Source organism: Leifsonia sp. C5G2 (genome assembly GCF_013359685.1).
Classification (GTDB): Bacteria; Actinomycetota; Actinomycetes; order Actinomycetales; family Microbacteriaceae; genus Leifsonia.
Genome location: NZ_JABFMV010000001.1, coordinates 1 through 17,805, shown reverse-complemented (window position 1 = coordinate 17,805; position 17,805 = coordinate 1). Strand labels below are relative to the sequence as shown.

Here is a 17,805-nt window from a genome sequence, read left to right as displayed (position 1 = left end):
GCGTCAGCCCTCGGGCAGCTCCGCGTAGGCGCGCACCGGGAACGTGCCGAAGCCCTCGACGGCGGGCGGTGCGGCCGTGAACAGCGCGCCGTGGTCCGGCAGCTGCTCGAGCCGGGTCAGGTGCTCGACGACGTGGATGCCGGCGGCGAGCAGGATGCTGTGCGCCGGCCGGCTCCCGCCGGACTCGGTATCGTCGATGTTCAGCGAGTCGATGCCGACGAGGGTCACCCCGGCGTCGGCCAGTGCGCGGGCGCCCTCCTCGGTCAGGAACGGCGCGCCCGTGGCGTAGGCGGGCGTCCCGAAGTGCACGTCCCACCCGGTGTGCAGCAGGACCGCCGCTCCCTCCCGCGCGCGACCGGCGACGGCGGAGGCGGGGATGCCTCGCCCGGAGCCGCTCTCCACGTGCACGACCTCGGCGGGGAGCCCGACGAGCGTGTCGAGCTCGAGGCCGGCGAGGTCCGGGCCGTCGGCGTAGCGGTGGTACGGGCTGTCGAGGTAGGTGCCGGTGTTGCCGATCATCGTGATGACATCCATCGCGAACTCCGTGCCCGTCGCGTACACCGAGCGCGACGCCTCCCGGGTCAGGTGCGGCTCGATGACCGGCGCGGGGAGCCCGGGATAGGTCACCAGCCCTGCACGGATGCGGTGGCTGAGGTCGACGATGCGGCGGCGGGGCGTGGTCACGGAGTCTCCGATCGGTGACGGGGAGGGTACAGCGGGGGAGTGCAGCGAAGGAGTGCGGCGGTTCAGCGCTCGGGGAAGCCGTGCGGCAGCGCGTCGAGCACCGGCTCGAGCCGGTCCAGCCGGCCGCGTTCGAGCGCCAGGCCGCGGGCGTCGCGCTCGCGCCGCAGGATCGCGACGGCGACGAGGAAGGTCTCCGCGTCCACCGGAGGCAGCGGCGAGACGTACGCCGCCGCCTCGCGGGCGAGCTCCGTGCTGAGCCCCGCTCGGGCCGCGGGGGTGAGGGCGGGCGCCTGCCGCACGAACTGCGCGATGCGCCGGGAGAGGCGGTCGGGCAGGCGCGCCACGTCCGCGGTCTGCGCCCAGCCGACGAGATGGGGCGCGAGGTAGAGGGTGAGCGGCTGGGGCGCGGGCACGCGCACCAATTGGCTGTACGTGCCGGCGAGCAGGTCGCCGAGGCGCTTGGAGCGCGAGTTGAGGAGGCCGGTGAGCGCGGCGATCCCGCCGAAGGTGAGGAAGATCTCGATCACGCCGACCAGGGCGCGGATCAGCGAATGCCGGAACCCGATGGCTCCGCCGTCGTCGCGGACGATCCGGGCCCCGACGGCCAGCTTGCCGAGCGAGCGGCCCCGGGTCGCCAGCTCGACCGTCGTCGGCAGCACGACCATCCCGAACACCGGGATGACGATCAGCAGGATGCGGGACTGCGCATCGTCGAGACCGGCTCCCGTGTAGGTGACCAGCAGCAAGCAGCCGATCATCACCAGGACGTAGACGATGAAGTCGATGATGGTGCCTGCGGCACGGAGCACGTAGCTGGCCGGTTTCACGTCGAGGGCGACGGCCTCCCCGGTGAGCACATCCTCCTCGGCGTGCGCGGTGCTTCCCGGCCCGGCCTGCATCATAGATATCATCTAAGCAGATGGACCTCGACGCCTACACCGCCGCACGGAGCGCCGACTGGGAGGAGCTCTCCCGGCTGGCCAAGAAGCGACGCCTCGACGGCGCGGAGGCCGACCGGCTGATCGATCTGTACCAGTCGAGCGCAGCCGATCTGTCCGCGATCCAGACGAGCGCGGGCTCGACCGCGGTGGGCGACCGGCTGTCGCTCGCGCTGTCGTCGGCGCGCCTGCGCTTCACGGGTGCAGGCGCGAACCTGTTCGCGCAACTGCCGCGCTTCTTCGTGCTCCAGCTGCCCGCCACCCTCTACCGGCTGCGCTGGATCGTGCTGGCCGTCGCGGTGGCCACGATCGTGGTGGCGACGCTGTACGCGCTGTGGATCACCGGCAACCCGGAGGTGCTGCGCAACCTCGGCTCCGACGCGAACCTCCGCCGCTACGTCGAGCACGAGTTCATCGACTACTACTCGAACAACCCGGCCGCGTCGTTCGCCGGGCAGGTATGGACCAACAACGCCTGGATCGCCGCGCAGTGCATCGCGTTCGGCATCACCGGCCTGTACGTGCCGTACGTGCTGCTCCAGAACGCCATCGGCGTCGGCACGGCCGCCGGTGTCATGTTCGCGTACGGGCGAGGAGACGTGATGTTCTCCTACATCCTGCCGCACGGCCTCCTGGAGCTCACCAGCGTCTTCGTCGCCGCCGCAGCGGGCCTGCGCATCTTCTGGGCCTGGATCGCGCCGGGGGCGCGCACGCGGGGACAGGCGCTCGCCGAGGACGGCCGCGCGCTGTTCACCGTCGCGGTCGGCTGCGCCATCTCGCTGTTCGTCTCCGGCCTGATCGAGGGCTTCGTGACGCCGTCCGGCCTGCCGGTCTGGGCGAAGATCGGGATCGGCGCGCTCGCCCTCGCGGCGTTCCTCGCCTACATGCTCGTTCTCGGCCGCCGTGCGGTCCGCTCGGGCGAGACCGGCGACCTCACCGAGTTCGAGGCGGGCGCCCGGCGCATCGTCGCGGGCTGAGGGCTCAGAGGCGGCCGGCGGCCTTCAAGGCCAGGTAGCGGTCGGCCAGGGCCGGCGGGAGATCGGCCGGGGAGCCGGTGACCACGTCGCCGCCGAGCCGGCGCACCGCCGCGGAGACCCGGCTGACGTCGAGCAGCGCCCGCTCCGCTGCCGCAGCACGGTAAACCTCGTCGCGGTCTTGGCGCTGGTGGGTGGCCGCAATGGTGTCCGGATCCGTCACGCTCGCGACGACCACGAGATGCTTCTCGGTGAGCTGGGGGAGCACCGACAGCAGACCGCGCGACGCGCCGGGCGACTCGATCGAGGTCAGCAGCACCACCAGCGACCGCTGCGAGGTCACCGCGGAGACCTGCGCCGGGATCGCGCTCCAGTCCATCTCGATGAGTGCCGGGTCGATCCCGGCCATCGCGTCCACCATCCGGGCCAACAGCTCCGGCCCGCTCGCGCCCTGCACCCGCCCGCGCAGCACCCGGTCGTAGGCGACGAGGTCGACGCGGTCGCCGGCGCGCGTCGCCAGCGCCGCGAGCAGCAGCGCCGACTCGAAGGCGGTGTCGAGCCGCGGCTCGTCCGAGACCCGGGCCGCCGACGTCCTCGCCGAGTCAATCACGATGACGACCCGGCGGTCGCGCTCCGGCCGCCATGTGCGCACCATCACGCGGGCGCCGCTCCCGCCCGTCGGGTCGTGCCGGCGCGCGGTCGCCCGCCAGTCGATCGAGCGCACGTCGTCGCCGCGCACGTACTCGCGCAGCGAGTCGAACTCGGTGCCCTGGCCGCGGAGCAGCACCGTCGTGCTGCCCTCCAGCTCGCGCAACCGGGCCAGCCGAGAGGGCAGGTGCTTGCGAGCCGTGAACGGCGGGAGCACGCGGATGCGGCCCGGCGCCTCGAGGGTCGCCTGCCGCGCCCACAGGTGCAGCGGGCCCCAGGCCCGGACGGTGACGTTCCGCACCCGGCGCTCGCCGCGCCGCCAGGGGCGGAGCGAGGTCTGCACGACGCGGCGCTCGCCAGCGGGGATGGCCACGCGCGTCCGGGACGGCTGGGCCGCCGCCGACGGCTCCCACGCGTCGCGCACCGTGCCGCGCAGCATCCGGCGGCCGGCGTTGGTCACGTACAGCTCGGACAGCGCCTCGGTGCCGAGGCGGACGCGCGCGGGCAGCGTCCGCTGGAGCGCCACGGCCCGCGGGGAGGCCGCCAGCAGGAGGTCGACCAGGCCGAGCGCGACGCACAGCGCGATCCACCCGGCGAGCGCGAGATACGCCGTCGCGGTGCTCGCGCCGAGCAGCACGACGGGCACGACGCCGAAGGCGAGCAGGGCGACGAAACGTCCGGATACGGTCACAGCGGCGCCTAGATCGGGACCTGGACCTGCTGCACGATCGACTGCAGGATCGCATCCGCGCCGACGCCCTCGAGCTCCGCCTCCGGGCGCAGCTGGATGCGGTGCCGCCAGACCGGCACGAGCATCGCCTGCACGTGGTCCGGCGTGATCGAGTCGTAGCCGGACAGCCACGCCCATGCCTTCGCTGCGGCGAGCAGAGCGGTCGTGCCGCGGGGGCTGACGCCGAGCTTCACCGACGGGCTGCGACGCGTCGCCCGGGCGAGGTCGACGATGTACGCGAGGACGTCCGCGTTCGCCCCGACGGAAGCGGCGGACTCGCGGGCGGCCGCGAGCTCGGCGGCGCCGAGCACCGGCGTCACCCCGGCCGCGGTGAGGTCGCGCGGATTGAATCCGGCCGCGTGGCGCCGCAGCACCTCCACCTCGGTGTCGCGCTCCGGAACATCGAGCGTCAGCTTGAGCAGGAACCGGTCGAGCTGGGCCTCCGGGAGCGCGTAGGTGCCCTCGTACTCGATCGGGTTCTGCGTCGCGGCCACGATGAACGGGTCGGGCAGGCGGCGGCTGACGCCGTCGACGCTGACCTGGCGCTCCTCCATCGCCTCCAGCAGCGCCGACTGCGTCTTCGGCGGCGTCCGGTTGATCTCGTCGGCCAGCAGGATGTTGGTGAACACGGGCCCCTCGCGGAACACGAATCCGCCGGTCTGCGCGTCGTAGACGAGCGAGCCGGTCACATCGCCCGGCATGAGGTCGGGGGTGAACTGCACGCGCTTGGTGTCGAGGTTGAGGGCCTGGCTGAGCGACCGGACCAGCAGCGTCTTCGCGACGCCGGGCACGCCCTCGAGCAGCACGTGGCCGCGCGCCAGCAGCGCGATGATCAGCCCGGTGACCGCGCCGTCCTGGCCGACCACCGCCTTCCCCACCTCGGCGCGGACGGCACCGAGCGCGCCGCGCAGTCGGGCGGCATCCGCGGTGGAGCCGGGGGAGGAGGGGGCCGGAGCCCCCGTCGTCACGTCGGTCATTCGTCCATTCTTCCGGTCGGGCCCGAGGCGGGCGTAACGGCGGCACGGGCGGCGCGTTCGAGCTCCGCCAGATCGTCGGAGAGCGCGATGAGGTCGCGATCGGTGCGCGGGATGCGGCCGAGGAGCAGGTCATGCACTCCTCCACGGTCGCGGCGGGTGAGGGCGGCGACGGCGTCGGCCACCTCCGGCGTCGTCGCGGTCGACGGCAGCCCCGCCGTCGCGGCGAGCCGGCCGATCGAGCCGATCCGCAGCGCGTCGGCGGCGCGCAGGCGGGCGCTGGAGCGCTGATAGAGCCGGGCCCTGCCCTCCCGGGTCTCCCCTGCGCGCACCACGACGGGCAGCTTCTCGACCACGAGAGGGCCGAACCGTCGGCCGCGCCAGACCGCGGCGGCCACGAAGACCGCGCCGAGCAGCAGCATGACCGGAGTGACCCAGCCCGGGGTGAGCGCGGCGATGTCCGGCGGCCCGGTGACCGGCCGGTCGTCGACCGACGGCAGGTACCAGACCAGCGTCCGGTGGCTCCCGAGCAGGTTGAGGGCGAGTGCGGCGTTGCCGAGCCGTTCGACGCCCTCGTTCGTGAGCACGCTGGAGGAGCCGAGCAGGTACACCGTGGAGTCGTCGAACGTCGTCCGCACCAGGGAGGCCCGGCCGTCGCGGTCCGTGAAGCACGCGGCGTCGTCGTCGCCGGAGACCCGGAAGGTGCCGGGATATCCGGCGCTCTGGTCCGAGACGGCGCGCGGGTCGATGCGCTCCGCCCGCTCGGCCGCGGGAACGTCGCAGCCTGCGCGGACGGGACCGCCGGGGGAGCCTGCCGCCGCGACCTCGGGTGCGACGGTCCGGAGCGCCTGGAAGTCGGGCTCGACCAGCACCAGGGTGAGTCCGTCGGTGGCCAGCGCCCGGTAATGGTCCGCTGTGAGGTTGCCGTCGGGGTCGTAGACGAGCACGGTGGCGTCGTCGGCCGCCGCGTCCTGTGCCGCCTTCAGCGTGTCCGCCGTCCGCACGTCCACGCCGTGGGAGCGGAGCACCTGCGCGACCGCCTTCGCCCCGCCCGGAGCAGGGTTCTTCGCGTCCAGCGGTGTGCCCTGGTCGGCGCGGCCGCCGGTCAGCAGGATGCCGAACACGGCCACCGCGACGGCGATCGCGGCGAGGATCAGCCACGGGACGGCGCGGCGGGTGGTCTGGCGGACGGTCGGGGAGACGGCCGTGGCCGTCTCCGGCGCCGACGTCTCGGTGCGTCCGCGCTCAGGCGCTGCGGTGGTCATACCGGCACCGCCGGCAGGGCGACACGTGCGGCTTCGAGGCGCTGATCGAGGGCGACGGCCTGCTGGTAGGCGGACTCCGTCCCGGGTCGCTCGAGGTAGCGCACCTCGTCGAAGGAGCGCGCCGCCGCAAGGAGGGCGTACGCCTCGTCCCCGAACACGGCCGCCGCGCGGCGGGAGAACTCGGTGGCGGTCGTCCCGGGGGAGACGCGCACCAGCGTCCGTTCGTGGAGGGCCGCGGCGATCGCGCGGAACCGCTCTTCGATGGCCGTGGCCCAGTCGCCGGCGCGCGCAGCACTCTCGGACGAGGCGCGGAGTTCCCGCGCGGTGCGCAGCTCCGAGCCGAAGAGGGAGGAGCGTTCGTCGGCGGACCTGCGATTGAAGCGCGGGCGGCCGTAGATCAGGAACGCGGCCACGATCAGGCCGGCCAGGACGAGGAGGATCGCCACGACGATCACCGAGGTGGCGTTCCCGGCCGGTCCTGTGAAGAGCGAGCGGATCCAGTCGAACACGGCCTTGGAGGCCAGGTCGAACCAGGTCGGCTTCGCCGCCTGGTATTCCGGGCGCGACAACTCCTCACGCAGCCACTCCTGCGCCTCCGGCGAGCTGGGGTCGACCGGGATGTCGAAGGGCACCACGATCAGCCGGCGGGCCACCCGGCGGGAGGCGCCGCGGCCGGCCGTGCCGGAGGGAGGTACGGGTCCGGGAGGTCCTGACCGGTCTGGCGTCCCTCCACGAACCGGACGAGCTCCAGGTCGAGACCCTCCTTGCGCATCCGGAGGTCGATGTAGAGGAGCGCGACGGCGGCGGTCTGGATGACGCTCCCGATCGCGCCGACGATGGCGCCGACCACGCTCGCGAGCACGTTGACGCTCAGCTGCGCCACCAGCACCTCGGTCAGCGGATCGGTCGAGGTCGCGGAGGTCGGGGCGACCACGCCGCCGATCAGGATGCCGAGGAATCCGAACGGGGTCGTCACCGCCTGCGTGATGGCCCAGACGATGACGCCGACGAGCAGGATGATGCCGAGTGTGCGCCAGAAGTAGCCGGTGGTGAGGCGCCACGAACGGGCGACCGCCGCCGTCAGCGGCAGCCGCTCCAGCACGATCGCGCTCGGCACCATGGCGAGCTTCGTGTTGACCCAGAACGCGAGCACGATGAGCGCGAGCGCGCCGAAGATGCCGACGAGGACGGTGCCGATCACGCCGGCCGTGCCGCCGATGGTGGCGAGCGCGAACGCGATCGCGACGACGAGGGCGACCGCGACGATCCAGGCGAGGGCGAAGAGCAGCGTCCAGCCGATCAGCGCTCCCAGCCGGCCGCGGACGAGCCGCCACAGCGCGCCGAAGGTGAGCTTCTCGCCGAGCGACTCGCGCGCCACCTCGCCGACGATGACGCCCTGGAGGAGGCCGCTGAAGACGGTGGAGATGACGAGCGCGAGCGCCCCGAGCACGATCCCGCCACCGACCAGCCCGGCCTGCAGCGCCGGCTGGTCCTGCGCCTCGCCGGAGGCGACGCGGCTGACGAGGAAGGCGGCGGCCCCCGCGATGACGACGGTCACCACGATCTGCGGGATGCCCTGCAGCAGCAGGGCCGCGCCGACGGTGATCCTCGGGTTGCGCCGGAGCGCCTGGAAGGGCGCGGCGAGGAGGGGCCCGAGCGTGAGCGGACGCAGCGGGATGAGGCCGGGCTTCGGCGGCGGCGTCCAGGCGGGTTGCGCGCCGGGAGGCGGGTAGCCCTGCTGCCAGCCCGGCTGCTGCTGCCATTGCTGCTGCCCGTACGGCGGCTGCTGCCCGTACGGTGGCTGCTGCGGCTGCCCGTACGGTGGCTGCTGCGGCTGCCCCCGCTGGCCCTGCGGCTCGCCGCCCTGTGCGGGGTCGCCCCCACCGGATCCTGGCGCCCGCCACGTCTGCTCGTCGCTCACCCCGTGCCCTTCCGTCCCCGCGTAGCTCCCATGCTGGCACATCGGCCCACCGCGCGATGCCCCATCCACAGGGCACACAGGGCTTTCATTCAAGCCGGTGCCAGCCCCGTTCCATTACGCTGGTCATGTCGTATCGCGGCTGAGGCCGCTCGAGAGGGGTTCGGGGAACATCCGACATGACTAGTCGCATCCTGGTGGTCGACGACGACACCGCGCTTGCGGAGATGATCGGCATCGTCCTGCGCACCGAGGGCTTCGACCCCGTCTTCTGCGAGGACGGCTCGCTCGCAGTGGACGTCTTCCGGTCAGCCAAGCCCGACCTCGTCCTCCTCGACCTCATGCTCCCCGGCCTCGACGGCATCGAGGTCTGCAGCCGCATCCGGGCCGAGTCCGGCACGCCGATCATCATGCTCACCGCGAAGTCCGACACCGCCGACGTGGTCAAGGGACTGGAGTCGGGTGCCGACGACTACATGGTGAAGCCCTTCAACCCGAAGGAGCTCGTGGCGCGCATCCGCACCCGGCTCCGCCCGGCTCCCGCCGCGCCGCCCTCCGACGAGCTGACCGTCGGCGACCTCGTCGTCGACGTCGCCGGCCACGAGGTCCGCCGGGGCGACGCCCGCATCGCGCTGACACCGCTGGAGTTCGACCTCCTGCTCGCCCTCGCCTCCAAGCCGCAGCAGGTGTTCACCCGCGAGATGCTGCTCGAGCAGGTGTGGGGCTACCACTACAAGGCGGACACGCGCCTCGTGAACGTGCACGTCCAGCGGCTCCGCGCGAAGGTGGAGCAGGATCCGGACAACCCGAAGATCGTCATGACCGTGCGCGGCGTCGGCTACCGCGCCGGCGCGGCCGCGTAGCAGACGGAGACCGGGATGCGCTGGTGGCCGACGCGGGACGGATGGCGCCAGGCGCCGGGCCGGATCGCCCACCTGTGGCGCAGGTCCCTGCAGCTGCGGACGGTGGCGATCACCCTTCTGCTCACGGGCGTCGCCATCCTCGCCACCGGCGTCTACATGGCGCTCAGCATCAGCAACGACCTGTATCAGTCGCGCCTCGACCAGGCGCTGCGCGACTCGTCGAGGGCGACGACCACAGCCCAGTCGACCCTGAACGCGTCCGACGTGTCCTCGGGCGACGCGGGGAAGAATCTGCTCAACACCGTGCTCCAGAGCGTTCAGGCCTCGACGTCGAGCCGCCTGGTGGCCGCCTACCGCGTGCCGGGCCAGGACACGGGGGTGCTCGCGCCACCCGACCGCGGCAGCCCCGCCATCAACTCCGTGATCTCGCCCGAGCTGCGGGAGAAGGTGCAGAACGGCGGGACGAAGCAGTACTACCAATCGGTGGCGCTCCCCGCGGCGGGCGGGAACACGGACCCCGGGATCGTCGTCGGCTCGCAGCTGACGCTTCCGTCGTACGGCAAGTACGAGCTCTACATCGGCTACAACCTGCGCGACTCCGAGAACACGCTGCTGTTCGTGCAGAGCACGCTGCTGCTCGCCGGGCTCGCGCTGGTGCTGCTGATCGGAGCGATCACCTGGGTCATCGTCCGCTTCGTCGTCGAGCCCATCCGGGTGGCCGCGCAGACGAGTGAGCGGCTGGCCGCGGGCGACCTCGCCGTCCGCATCCCGGAGAAGGGCGAGGACGTCTTCGCGTCGCTGGCGCGCTCCTTCAACGGGATGGCGGACAGCCTGCAGAGCCAGATCAACCAGCTCGCGACGCTGTCGCAACTGCAGCAGCGCTTCGTGTCGGACGTGTCGCACGAGCTGCGGACGCCGCTCACCACCATCCGGCTCGCCGGCGATGTCATCTACGACCAGCGGGAGGGCTTCGCGCCGGCGACCGCCCGCACCGCCGAGCTGTTGCACACCCAGGTCGAGCGGTTCGACCGGCTGCTCTCCGACCTGCTCGAGATCAGCCGCTACGATGCCGGCTCCGTCGTGCTCGATGCGGAGCCGACCAACCTGGTCCGGCTCGCCGAGGACTGCGTCGACGAGCTGCGGACGCTGGCCGAGCAGAACGGGTCGGAGCTGACCCTCGACGCGCCGGGCGGCTACTTCGACGTCCCGATGGACCCCCGCCGCATCCGCCGCGTGGTGCGCAACCTCATCGGCAACGCCATCGAGCACGGCGAGGGCCGGCCGGTGGTGGTCACCGTCGACAGCAACGAGAGCGCCGTCGCGCTCACCGTGCGCGACTACGGCATCGGGATGAACCCGCAGGACACCGGCCACGTCTTCGACCGGTTCTGGCGCGCCGACCCCTCGCGCAAGCGCACCCTCGGCGGCACGGGGCTCGGCCTCGCGATCTCGCTCGAGGACGCGACACTCCACTCGGGCTGGCTGCAGGTGTGGTCCGCGCCCGGAGCCGGATCCTGCTTCCGGCTGACCCTCCCGCGTGTGGTCGGGCGTGAGATCACCGCGTCCCCCCTCCCGCTGCCGCCGGCCGACGCCGGGGCGACGATGCCGCAGAGCGCGAGTTCGGGAAGCGAGGCGCACGCATGAGCCGGAGCGGTCCGAAGCGGGCGGTGCGGGCGGCGGTCTCGTCGCTCGCGGTGGTGCTGCTCGCCGCGCTCGCCGCGTGCGCGAGCATCCCGGACTCCGGCCCCGTCCGGCAGGGCGCGCCCGTCGCCCAGGTGAACGACCCGCTCGACCTGGACTTCAACCCGTCGCCGCCCGAGAAGGGCGCCAGTCAGCAGCGCATCGTGCAGGGCTTCATCGACGCTGCCTCCAACCCGAAGAACAATTTCGCGATCGCCCGCGAGTACCTCTCCCGGTCGATGGCCGCGAGCTGGAACCCGGACGAGTCGGTCACCGTCGACGACGGCCGCAACCGTTCGTACGACGACCAGGGCACGCTGTGGCGCGTGGAGGTCACGCCCGTGGCGAATGTGGACGCGGTCGGCGCCTTCCACCCGGTCGCCAGCACGGCGCCGGTGGGGCTCAACTATCAGCTGGTGCGGGAGAACGGCGAATGGCGGATCGCCGTGGCTCCGAACGGCGTGGTCATCGACGACCCCACCTTCCGTGCGGTGTACTCGCAGCAGACGCTGTACTTCTACAGCCCGGGCTGGGCGTACCTGGTCCCGGACGCGCGCTGGTTCCCGGCCCGTGTCGCCTCCGCGGCGACCCGGGTGGCGAGCGCCTTGCTCGCCGGTCCCGCGCCGTGGCTGACCGGCGCTGTCGCCACCTCCTTCCCGAAGGGCACGCAGCTCGCCGTTCCGTCGGTGACGACCGCGGGCGGAGTGGCGCAGGTGGACCTGAGTTCGGAGGCCGGGCAGGCGGACCCCGTGCAGCTGCAGCGGATGCAGTATCAGCTGGAGCAGTCGCTGGGCAGTCTCGCGCAGACCGTCCAGCTCTCGATCGAGGGGAACGTCCAGCAGGTGCCCTCGCTCGGTGCGTCGGCCCTCCCGCTGCGGAACCCGCCGGTCGACTCGCACCCGTTCGTCTCCCGCGGCGACGTCTTCGGTTCGCTGAACGGCGACACCGTGAGTGCGCTCAGCGGGATGAGCGACAAGATCGTCGCCCTCCAGCCGACGGCGGTGAGCCTCACCGCGGCGCGCGACCAGGCGGCGGTGCTCTCGGCCGGGGGCGTGTACTCCGTCCGGAAGAGCGGCGAGCCGGTGCGCGTGGACTCGCGGTCCGGGCTGATCGGACCGTCGGTCGACCCGGACGGCTGGGTGTGGTCCGTGCCGCTGGAGTCGCCGCGGGCGATCCAGGTCACGACGCCGAACGGCGGCGAGCCGCATCCCGTCGCCGTCGACTGGCCGGGAGCGACCGCGATCCTCTCGCTCGCGGTCTCCCGGGACGGGACGCGCGTGGCAGCCCTCCTGCGCACGACGACCGGCTACTCGCTGATGGCGGCCGGCATCGTCCGCAACGGCAACGGGTCGCCCCTGTCGCTGACGGATCCGATCGAGCTGGCGGTTCCCGACGGCACCCCGCGGTCGGCTGCGTGGACGAGCGACATCACGGTCGCCGTTCTCAGCACGACCTCCGGCGAGGCGACGAGCATCGTCCAGCAGACCGTCGGCGGCGAGCAGACCACGACCGCGGGGCCGGCGAGCGGCCGGACCATCGTCGGCGCGTCGGGGCTCGCCCCCTACGTCGTCCTGAGCGCCGACGGGACTCTGCTGGCGCCCACGGGCACCGGCTGGCAGGCGCAGACCGACAAGGTGGGAGCGGTCGCGGTGCAGCAGGGGCAGCCCTAGCGACCCGTCCACAACCGCGGCGGCTCGGACGTTCTCCACAGTTCCGGTCCTCCGGCTCCACCGGCGGCGGCGACCCACGAGGCTCGGATCATGACAGCTCACACCCTGATCCGCGATTCCCTTCTCGACGCTGCCGCGGTGGTCCTCCCCGTGCGGTGCGCCGGCTGCGGCCGGCCCGACCGGTCGCTGTGCGACGCGTGCCTCGAAGCCGTACGTCCCTCGGCCAGCGTCCACCGCGCCCGCGGCGTCCCCGTGTGCTCGGCACTGCAGTACGAGGGCATCGCGCGGCGCGTGCTCCTCGCGTACAAAGACGGCGGCAGGGTCGATGTGGCCCGAGCGCTCGGGCGCGCTCTCCGCGCCGCGATCGCCGAGGCCCAGCGGCACGCGCCGGCCGGCGCCGGGGAGCAGCACGCGCTCCTGCCAGTGTTGATCCCGTCGACGCGGGCCGCGTGGCGGCGACGCGGATACCATCCGACCCGTTCGGTCCTGGCGAGGGCCCACATCCTCGTCCCTCCACTGTGGCGCGCGCTGCGCCTCTCGCGCCAGACGGCCGATCAGGCCGGCCTCTCGGCAGGAGAGCGGTCCGGCAACCGGGAGGGCAGCATGGTCGCCTCGCGGCGCCTCGCGGGACGGGAGTGTCTCATCGTCGACGACATCGTCACCTCGGGCGCGACGGTCGCGGAGGCGGCCCGGGCGATCAGTGCGGCAGGCGGCAGGGTGGTGGGGGCGGCGACCATTGCGAGCACGCCTCGCCGCTCTTCGGCGGGTGCTGAGGCGATGCTCAGGTGACCTCGGGGAAATGCCGTGTGTTTTCCGGTTTCCTAATGGGGGAGACGGCACTACGGTAGTCGGAAAGGCGAGAGCGATCCGCCCTTCTTGATCCCGGGCGGACATCGCGCCAGATCAGGGAGGTCTTCATGGACATCAACATCATCGGACGCAACCTGGACATCACTGATCGTTTCCGGGAGTACGCCACCGAGAAGTCGGAGAAGGTGTCGCACCTGGCCGAACGCGCGATCTCATTCGAGATCAAGGTCAGCCGGCACAACGAGAAGCTCGGTGGGCAGAACGGCGACGATCGGGTCGAGCTCACGCTCGTCGGGCCGAAGGCCGTCGTGCGATCGGAGGCGACGGGGACGGACAAGTACGCCGCCTTCGACATCGCGCTCGGCAAGCTCCTCGAGCGCGTGCGGCGTGCGAAGGACCGGAGGAAGGTTCATCGCGGTCAGCACAGGCCGACCTCCTTGCGTGAGGCGAGCACCGACGGCTTCAGTGCGGTCGGGCTCGCGGCGGCTCCTGTCGCCGTGCTCGACCAGGTTCGCACCGGCAGCCTGCCTGCCGTGTCCGATGAGACGGAGGAGAAGACGGAGGCCGAGGAGGAGTACTGCCCGGTCGTCATCCGCAAGAAGGTCTTCGCCTCCGTGCCCATGACCGTCGACGACGCTCTGTATTACATGGAGCTCGTCGGCCACGACTTCTACCTGTTCGTCGACCAGGAGACGCAGCGCCCGAGTGTGGTCTACCGCCGCAAGGGGTGGGACTACGGCGTGATCTCACTCGACGAGGACGCCGAAGAGCTGCAGGAGGTGGCCACCGCCGCGCGCAAGCTCGGCTGACGTCCGCTCCGATCGCGTGACTGCGCCGATGGCGGCCGCCCGGGCGGCGGTCGCCATCGGCGCCTCGCGCGTCGGTGACCGTTCGGAGGCGACGTTGAGGTGCCTCTCAGGACGCACGGGTCGAACGCGGGGGCTGAACAAGTAGCATGTCCATAGCGTCGGCGGAGTCTGCCGTACGGCGTGCGTCCGCCGGGGCGCCGGGCCGTGAGCCCGACCGATCATAAGTGGAGTGCATCAGTGGCCTCAGTTCTGGAAAAGGTCCTCCGTGTCGGCGAGGGTCGCACCCTCCGTCGGCTGGAGGCGTACGCGAAGGCGGTCAACGCCCTCGAAGACGATTTCAGCGAACTCACCGACGAGGAACTCGCGCACGAGACGGTCGAACTGCGAGAGCGGTACGGCAACGGCGAATCCCTCGACGACCTGCTGCCGGAGGCGTTCGCCGCGGTCCGCGAGGCCGCCAAGCGCACGCTGGGCATGCGTCACTTCGACGTGCAGATCATGGGAGGGGCCGCCCTCCACCTCGGCAACATCGCCGAGATGAAGACCGGTGAGGGCAAGACCCTCGTCGCCACGACCGCGGCGTACCTGAACGCGATCGCGAGCCGCGGCGTCCACGTCGTCACCGTCAACGACTACCTGGCCAGCTACCAGTCGGAGCTGATGGGCCGTGTCTTCCGCGCCCTCGGCATGTCGACCGGCGTGATCCTCGCGGGGCAGACCCCCGAGGAGCGCCGTGAGATGTACGCGGCCGACATCACCTACGGCACGAACAACGAGTTCGGCTTCGACTACCTGCGCGACAACATGGCGTGGCAGGCCAGCGACATGGTTCAGCGCGGACACTTCTTCGCGATCGTCGACGAGGTCGACTCGATCCTGATCGACGAGGCGCGCACGCCGCTCATCATCTCCGGACCGTCGTCCGGCGAGGCGAACCGCTGGTTCAACGAGTTCGCCAACCTCGCCAAGCGCCTCACCCCCGAAGTGGACTACGAGGTCGACGAGAAGAAGCGCACCGTCGGCGTGCTCGAGCCCGGCATCGAGAAGGTCGAGGACTACCTCGGCATCGACAACCTCTACGAGTCGGCCAACACCCCGCTGATCTCGTTCCTGAACAACGCCATCAAGGCGAACGCCCTGTTCAAGCGCGACAAGGACTACGTCGTGATGAACGGCGAGGTGCTCATCGTCGACGAGCACACCGGCCGCATCCTGGTCGGCCGCCGCTACAACGAGGGCATCCACCAGGCGATCGAGGCCAAGGAGGGCGTCGAGGTCAAGGCCGAGAACCAGACCCTCGCCACGGTCACGCTGCAGAACTACTTCCGCCTCTACAAGAAGCTGTCCGGCATGACCGGTACCGCCGAGACCGAGGCGGCCGAGTTCATGAGCACCTACAAGCTCGGGGTGGTCCCGATCCCGACGAACAAGCCGATGCAGCGCATCGACCAGTCCGACCTCGTCTACAAGAACGAGAAGGCGAAGTTCGACCAGGTCGTCGAGGACATCGCGAAGCGCCACGAGAAGGGGCAGCCCGTCCTCGTCGGCACCACCTCGGTGGAGAAGAGCGAGTACCTGTCGCGCCTGCTCGCCAAGAAGGGCGTGCGCCACGAGGTGCTGAACGCGAAGAACCACGCTCGCGAGGCGGCGATCGTCGCCCAGGCCGGCCGGCTCGGAGCCGTCACCGTCGCGACGAACATGGCCGGTCGAGGCACCGACATCATGCTCGGCGGCAACTCGGAGTTCATCGCGGTCGCCGAGATGAACGCCCGCGGCCTGTCACCGGTCGAGACGCCCGACGAGTACGAGGCCGCCTGGGAAGAGGTCTTCACGAAGGTCAAGGAGCAGGTCGCCGAGGAGGCCGAGAAGGTCATCGCGGCCGGCGGTCTGTACGTGCTCGGCACCGAGCGCCACGAATCCCGCCGCATCGACAACCAGCTGCGCGGTCGCTCCGGCCGTCAGGGCGACCCGGGCGAGAGCCGCTTCTACCTGTCGCTCACCGACGACCTGATGCGGCTGTTCAACTCCGGCGCGGCCGAGAGCCTGATGGGCCGGAGCAGCGTCCCGGACGACATGGCGATCGAGTCCAAGGTCGTCAGCCGTGCCATCCGCAGCGCCCAGTCGCAGGTGGAGGCGCGCAACGCCGAGATCCGCAAGAACGTCCTGAAGTACGACGACGTCCTCAACCGCCAGCGCGAGGCGATCTACAGCGACCGCCGTCACATCCTTGAGGGCGACGACCTGCACGAGCGCGTGCAGCAGTTCCTGACCGATGTGATCGACGACATCCTCGACCAGCACACGGGCGAGGGCAGCGGCGACGACTGGGACTTCGACGCGCTGTGGGCGGAGCTGAAGACGCTCTACCCGGTGGGCGTCACCATCGACGAGGTCATCGCCGAGGCGGGCAACAGGGGCAAGATCAACCGCGAGTTCATGCGTCGCGAGATCCTGTCCGACGCCCGCATCGCCTACCAGAAGCGCGAGGAGTCGCTCGGTGCCCCGGCGATGCGCGAGCTGGAGCGCCGCGTGGTGCTGTCGGTGATCGACCGCCGCTGGCGCGACCACCTGTACGAGATGGACTACCTGAAGGACGGCATCGGCCTCCGCGCCATGGCGCAGCGCGACCCGCTGGTGGAGTACCAGCGCGAGGGCTTCGCGATGTTCCAGCAGATGATGGGCGCGATCCGCGAGGAGACCATCGGCTTCCTGTTCAACCTGGAGGTCGAGGTCAACCAGGCTCCGGGCGAGGTCGAGTCGCCGGCCGTCGCGGCGAAGGGCCTCGCGCGGGGCGAGGGCGAGGCCAAGCTCAGCTACTCGGCTCCGGGCGAGCAGGGCGGCGTCGAGGTCCGCAACCAGCGCGGTCAGCTGGAGCAGGCGGCCACCGCCCGTGCCCAGCGCGCCGCCCAGCAGCAGGAAGGCGCCCCGGCGGAGGCGCCCGCGCAGGGGGCCACCCAGCGCGGTGCCTTCGGCCAACGCGTCCCAGCCGACGAGGCTCCCGCGGCCAACCGCGCCGAGCGACGGGCGCAGTCCAAGAAGCGCTGAGTTCGCCGAAGCGGTCAGGGCGGTCCCGGCCGGGACCGCCCTTCCTGCGTGCGGCATCAGCCGGATCGTGCGACTGCGCCCTCCGGGACCGTCTGCGGGTGCGCGCGCACCCGCAGACGTGACGGCAGGGCGCAGTCACTGCCGCCAGCGGGCCTGCTGCCGCCAGCGTGCGGTCGCCGGGCGCGCGGCGGGGCGCGGGCCTTGCGGACCGAATGCGGCCGCCCGCCGGGCGCTCACAGCACGTTGATCGCGCTGGCGCGCCAGCGCGACCGGTGCCGTTCGAGCCGGATCGCCACGGCGCGGGAGCGCGCCGGCTGGTGCACCATGACGACAGCCTCGATGACGTCCTTGGTCGGCGAGCTGAGCTTCGGATCCCCGATGTGGACTCTGGGCCGCGGGGCGCTGTCCGAGGCATCCTGACGAGCGCGCTGGGCGAGCATGTTGCGTCGCAGCAGATGCACGTAGACGGCGTCGGAGACCCAGCGGGCGACCTGGTCGAGCGATCGCGCTCCGGCGAGGATCTCGACGACGCACCGGGCGAGCGCCGAGCAGAGGACCGCCGGGCTCGGGTCGACCGCGTCGACGAGATCGGGACCAGGACGCGGCGGGGCCACCCCGTCGGTACCGATCGGCGGCACTGGGACGAGAGCGGCCGGCGGGAGGGACCGGACGGTCGCTGCGCGAGCGAGGTCGAATCCGGACTCCGGATGGGCGAGACGGGGGAGGGCGGCGGCGTCGCGCCCTCCGGCGGCGCGGGTGGCGATCGCGCGTCCGGGGCGGCGGAGGCGGGCGGGGCG

15 protein-coding genes are annotated in these 17,805 nt (G+C 71.9%); 7 read left to right on the top strand and 8 right to left on the bottom strand.

Annotated features, from left to right (window positions below):
• Positions 1–3 precede the first annotated feature (3 nt).
• Positions 4–684 carry a cyclase family protein gene (locus HNO83_RS00075; protein ID WP_175335480.1) on the bottom strand — a complete coding sequence of 227 codons (681 nt, stop codon included), beginning with the start codon at positions 682–684 and terminating at the stop codon, positions 4–6.
• A 62-nt stretch (positions 685–746) separates the two neighbouring features.
• Positions 747–1,586 (bottom strand): RDD family protein, encoded by an 840-nt coding sequence (locus HNO83_RS00070; RefSeq protein ID WP_175335479.1) that lies wholly within the window; start codon positions 1,584–1,586, stop codon positions 747–749.
• 17 nt (positions 1,587–1,603) lie between these two features.
• Between HNO83_RS00070 and HNO83_RS00065 the strand changes: the two genes are divergently transcribed.
• On the top strand, positions 1,604–2,599 hold the full coding sequence (locus tag HNO83_RS00065) for a stage II sporulation protein M (RefSeq protein WP_175335478.1): 996 nt from the start codon (positions 1,604–1,606) through the stop codon (positions 2,597–2,599).
• A 4-nt stretch (positions 2,600–2,603) separates the two neighbouring features.
• Here HNO83_RS00065 and HNO83_RS00060 read toward each other — a convergent pair whose 3' ends face one another.
• Genes HNO83_RS00060 through HNO83_RS00040 form a run of 5 tightly spaced genes read right to left on the bottom strand, consistent with a single transcriptional unit; the run spans position 2,604 to position 8,134 of the window.
• Positions 2,604–3,935, bottom strand: a complete 1,332-nt coding sequence (locus HNO83_RS00060; protein WP_175335477.1) for a DUF58 domain-containing protein — start codon at positions 3,933–3,935, stop codon at positions 2,604–2,606.
• A gap of 8 nt (positions 3,936–3,943) precedes the next feature.
• Positions 3,944–4,951: an AAA family ATPase gene (locus HNO83_RS00055; RefSeq protein ID WP_175335476.1), complete on the bottom strand. Its 1,008-nt coding sequence runs from the start codon at positions 4,949–4,951 to the stop codon at positions 3,944–3,946.
• Positions 4,948–6,213 (bottom strand): DUF4350 domain-containing protein, encoded by a 1,266-nt coding sequence (locus HNO83_RS00050; protein ID WP_175335475.1) that lies wholly within the window; start codon positions 6,211–6,213, stop codon positions 4,948–4,950. The genes HNO83_RS00055 and HNO83_RS00050 overlap by 4 nt, the downstream gene beginning before the upstream one ends.
• Positions 6,210–6,866 (bottom strand): DUF4129 domain-containing protein, encoded by a 657-nt coding sequence (locus HNO83_RS00045; protein ID WP_175335474.1) that lies wholly within the window; start codon positions 6,864–6,866, stop codon positions 6,210–6,212. Before HNO83_RS00045 ends, HNO83_RS00050 begins: the two co-directional genes overlap by 4 nt.
• A complete protein-coding gene (locus HNO83_RS00040) occupies positions 6,851–8,134 on the bottom strand; it encodes a DUF7847 domain-containing protein (protein ID WP_175335473.1) in 1,284 nt (427 codons plus the stop codon). Before HNO83_RS00040 ends, HNO83_RS00045 begins: the two co-directional genes overlap by 16 nt.
• Before the next feature lie 176 nt (positions 8,135–8,310).
• Between HNO83_RS00040 and mtrA the strand changes: the two genes are divergently transcribed.
• The 6 genes from mtrA to secA all read left to right on the top strand — a co-directional run bounded on the left by mtrA (position 8,311) and on the right by secA (position 17,008).
• Positions 8,311–8,994: an MtrAB system response regulator MtrA gene (gene mtrA, locus HNO83_RS00035; RefSeq protein WP_175335472.1), complete on the top strand. Its 684-nt coding sequence runs from the start codon at positions 8,311–8,313 to the stop codon at positions 8,992–8,994.
• A 15-nt stretch (positions 8,995–9,009) separates the two neighbouring features.
• Positions 9,010–10,638: an MtrAB system histidine kinase MtrB gene (gene mtrB / locus HNO83_RS00030; RefSeq protein ID WP_175335471.1), complete on the top strand. Its 1,629-nt coding sequence runs from the start codon at positions 9,010–9,012 to the stop codon at positions 10,636–10,638.
• Positions 10,635–12,344 carry an LpqB family beta-propeller domain-containing protein gene (locus tag HNO83_RS00025; protein WP_217498543.1) on the top strand — a complete coding sequence of 570 codons (1,710 nt, stop codon included), beginning with the start codon at positions 10,635–10,637 and terminating at the stop codon, positions 12,342–12,344. Before mtrB ends, HNO83_RS00025 begins: the two co-directional genes overlap by 4 nt.
• Before the next feature lie 90 nt (positions 12,345–12,434).
• On the top strand, positions 12,435–13,133 hold the full coding sequence (locus tag HNO83_RS00020; protein WP_217498542.1) for a ComF family protein: 699 nt from the start codon (positions 12,435–12,437) through the stop codon (positions 13,131–13,133).
• A 128-nt stretch (positions 13,134–13,261) separates the two neighbouring features.
• The gene (gene hpf, locus HNO83_RS00015) at positions 13,262–13,963 is read left to right on the top strand and encodes a ribosome hibernation-promoting factor, HPF/YfiA family (RefSeq protein WP_175335470.1); all 702 of its coding nucleotides are present in this window, start codon (positions 13,262–13,264) and stop codon (positions 13,961–13,963) included.
• A 237-nt stretch (positions 13,964–14,200) separates the two neighbouring features.
• Positions 14,201–17,008, top strand: coding sequence for a preprotein translocase subunit SecA (secA, locus tag HNO83_RS00010; protein ID WP_175335469.1), 2,808 nt, complete (start codon positions 14,201–14,203; stop codon positions 17,006–17,008).
• Positions 17,009–17,241: 233 nt separating this feature from the next.
• Here secA and HNO83_RS20180 read toward each other — a convergent pair.
• Positions 17,242–17,805, bottom strand: a 564-nt coding sequence (locus HNO83_RS20180) for an Rv3235 family protein (RefSeq protein WP_249776390.1), incomplete at its 5' end; no start/stop codon positions are given.

Coding starts and splice junctions, on each gene's coding strand:
- HNO83_RS00070 (WP_175335479.1), bottom strand. CDS start 1,586: ATGATGCAGGCCGGGCCGGGAAGCACCGCGCACGCCGAGGAGGATGTG.
- HNO83_RS00065 (WP_175335478.1), top strand. CDS start 1,604: ATGGACCTCGACGCCTACACCGCCGCACGGAGCGCCGACTGGGAGGAG.
- HNO83_RS00055 (WP_175335476.1), bottom strand. CDS start 4,951: ATGACCGACGTGACGACGGGGGCTCCGGCCCCCTCCTCCCCCGGCTCC.
- HNO83_RS00050 (WP_175335475.1), bottom strand. CDS start 6,213: ATGACCACCGCAGCGCCTGAGCGCGGACGCACCGAGACGTCGGCGCCG.
- mtrA (WP_175335472.1), top strand. CDS start 8,311: ATGACTAGTCGCATCCTGGTGGTCGACGACGACACCGCGCTTGCGGAG.
- mtrB (WP_175335471.1), top strand. CDS start 9,010: ATGCGCTGGTGGCCGACGCGGGACGGATGGCGCCAGGCGCCGGGCCGG.
- HNO83_RS00025 (WP_217498543.1), top strand. CDS start 10,635: ATGAGCCGGAGCGGTCCGAAGCGGGCGGTGCGGGCGGCGGTCTCGTCG.
- HNO83_RS00020 (WP_217498542.1), top strand. CDS start 12,435: ATGACAGCTCACACCCTGATCCGCGATTCCCTTCTCGACGCTGCCGCG.
- hpf (WP_175335470.1), top strand. CDS start 13,262: ATGGACATCAACATCATCGGACGCAACCTGGACATCACTGATCGTTTC.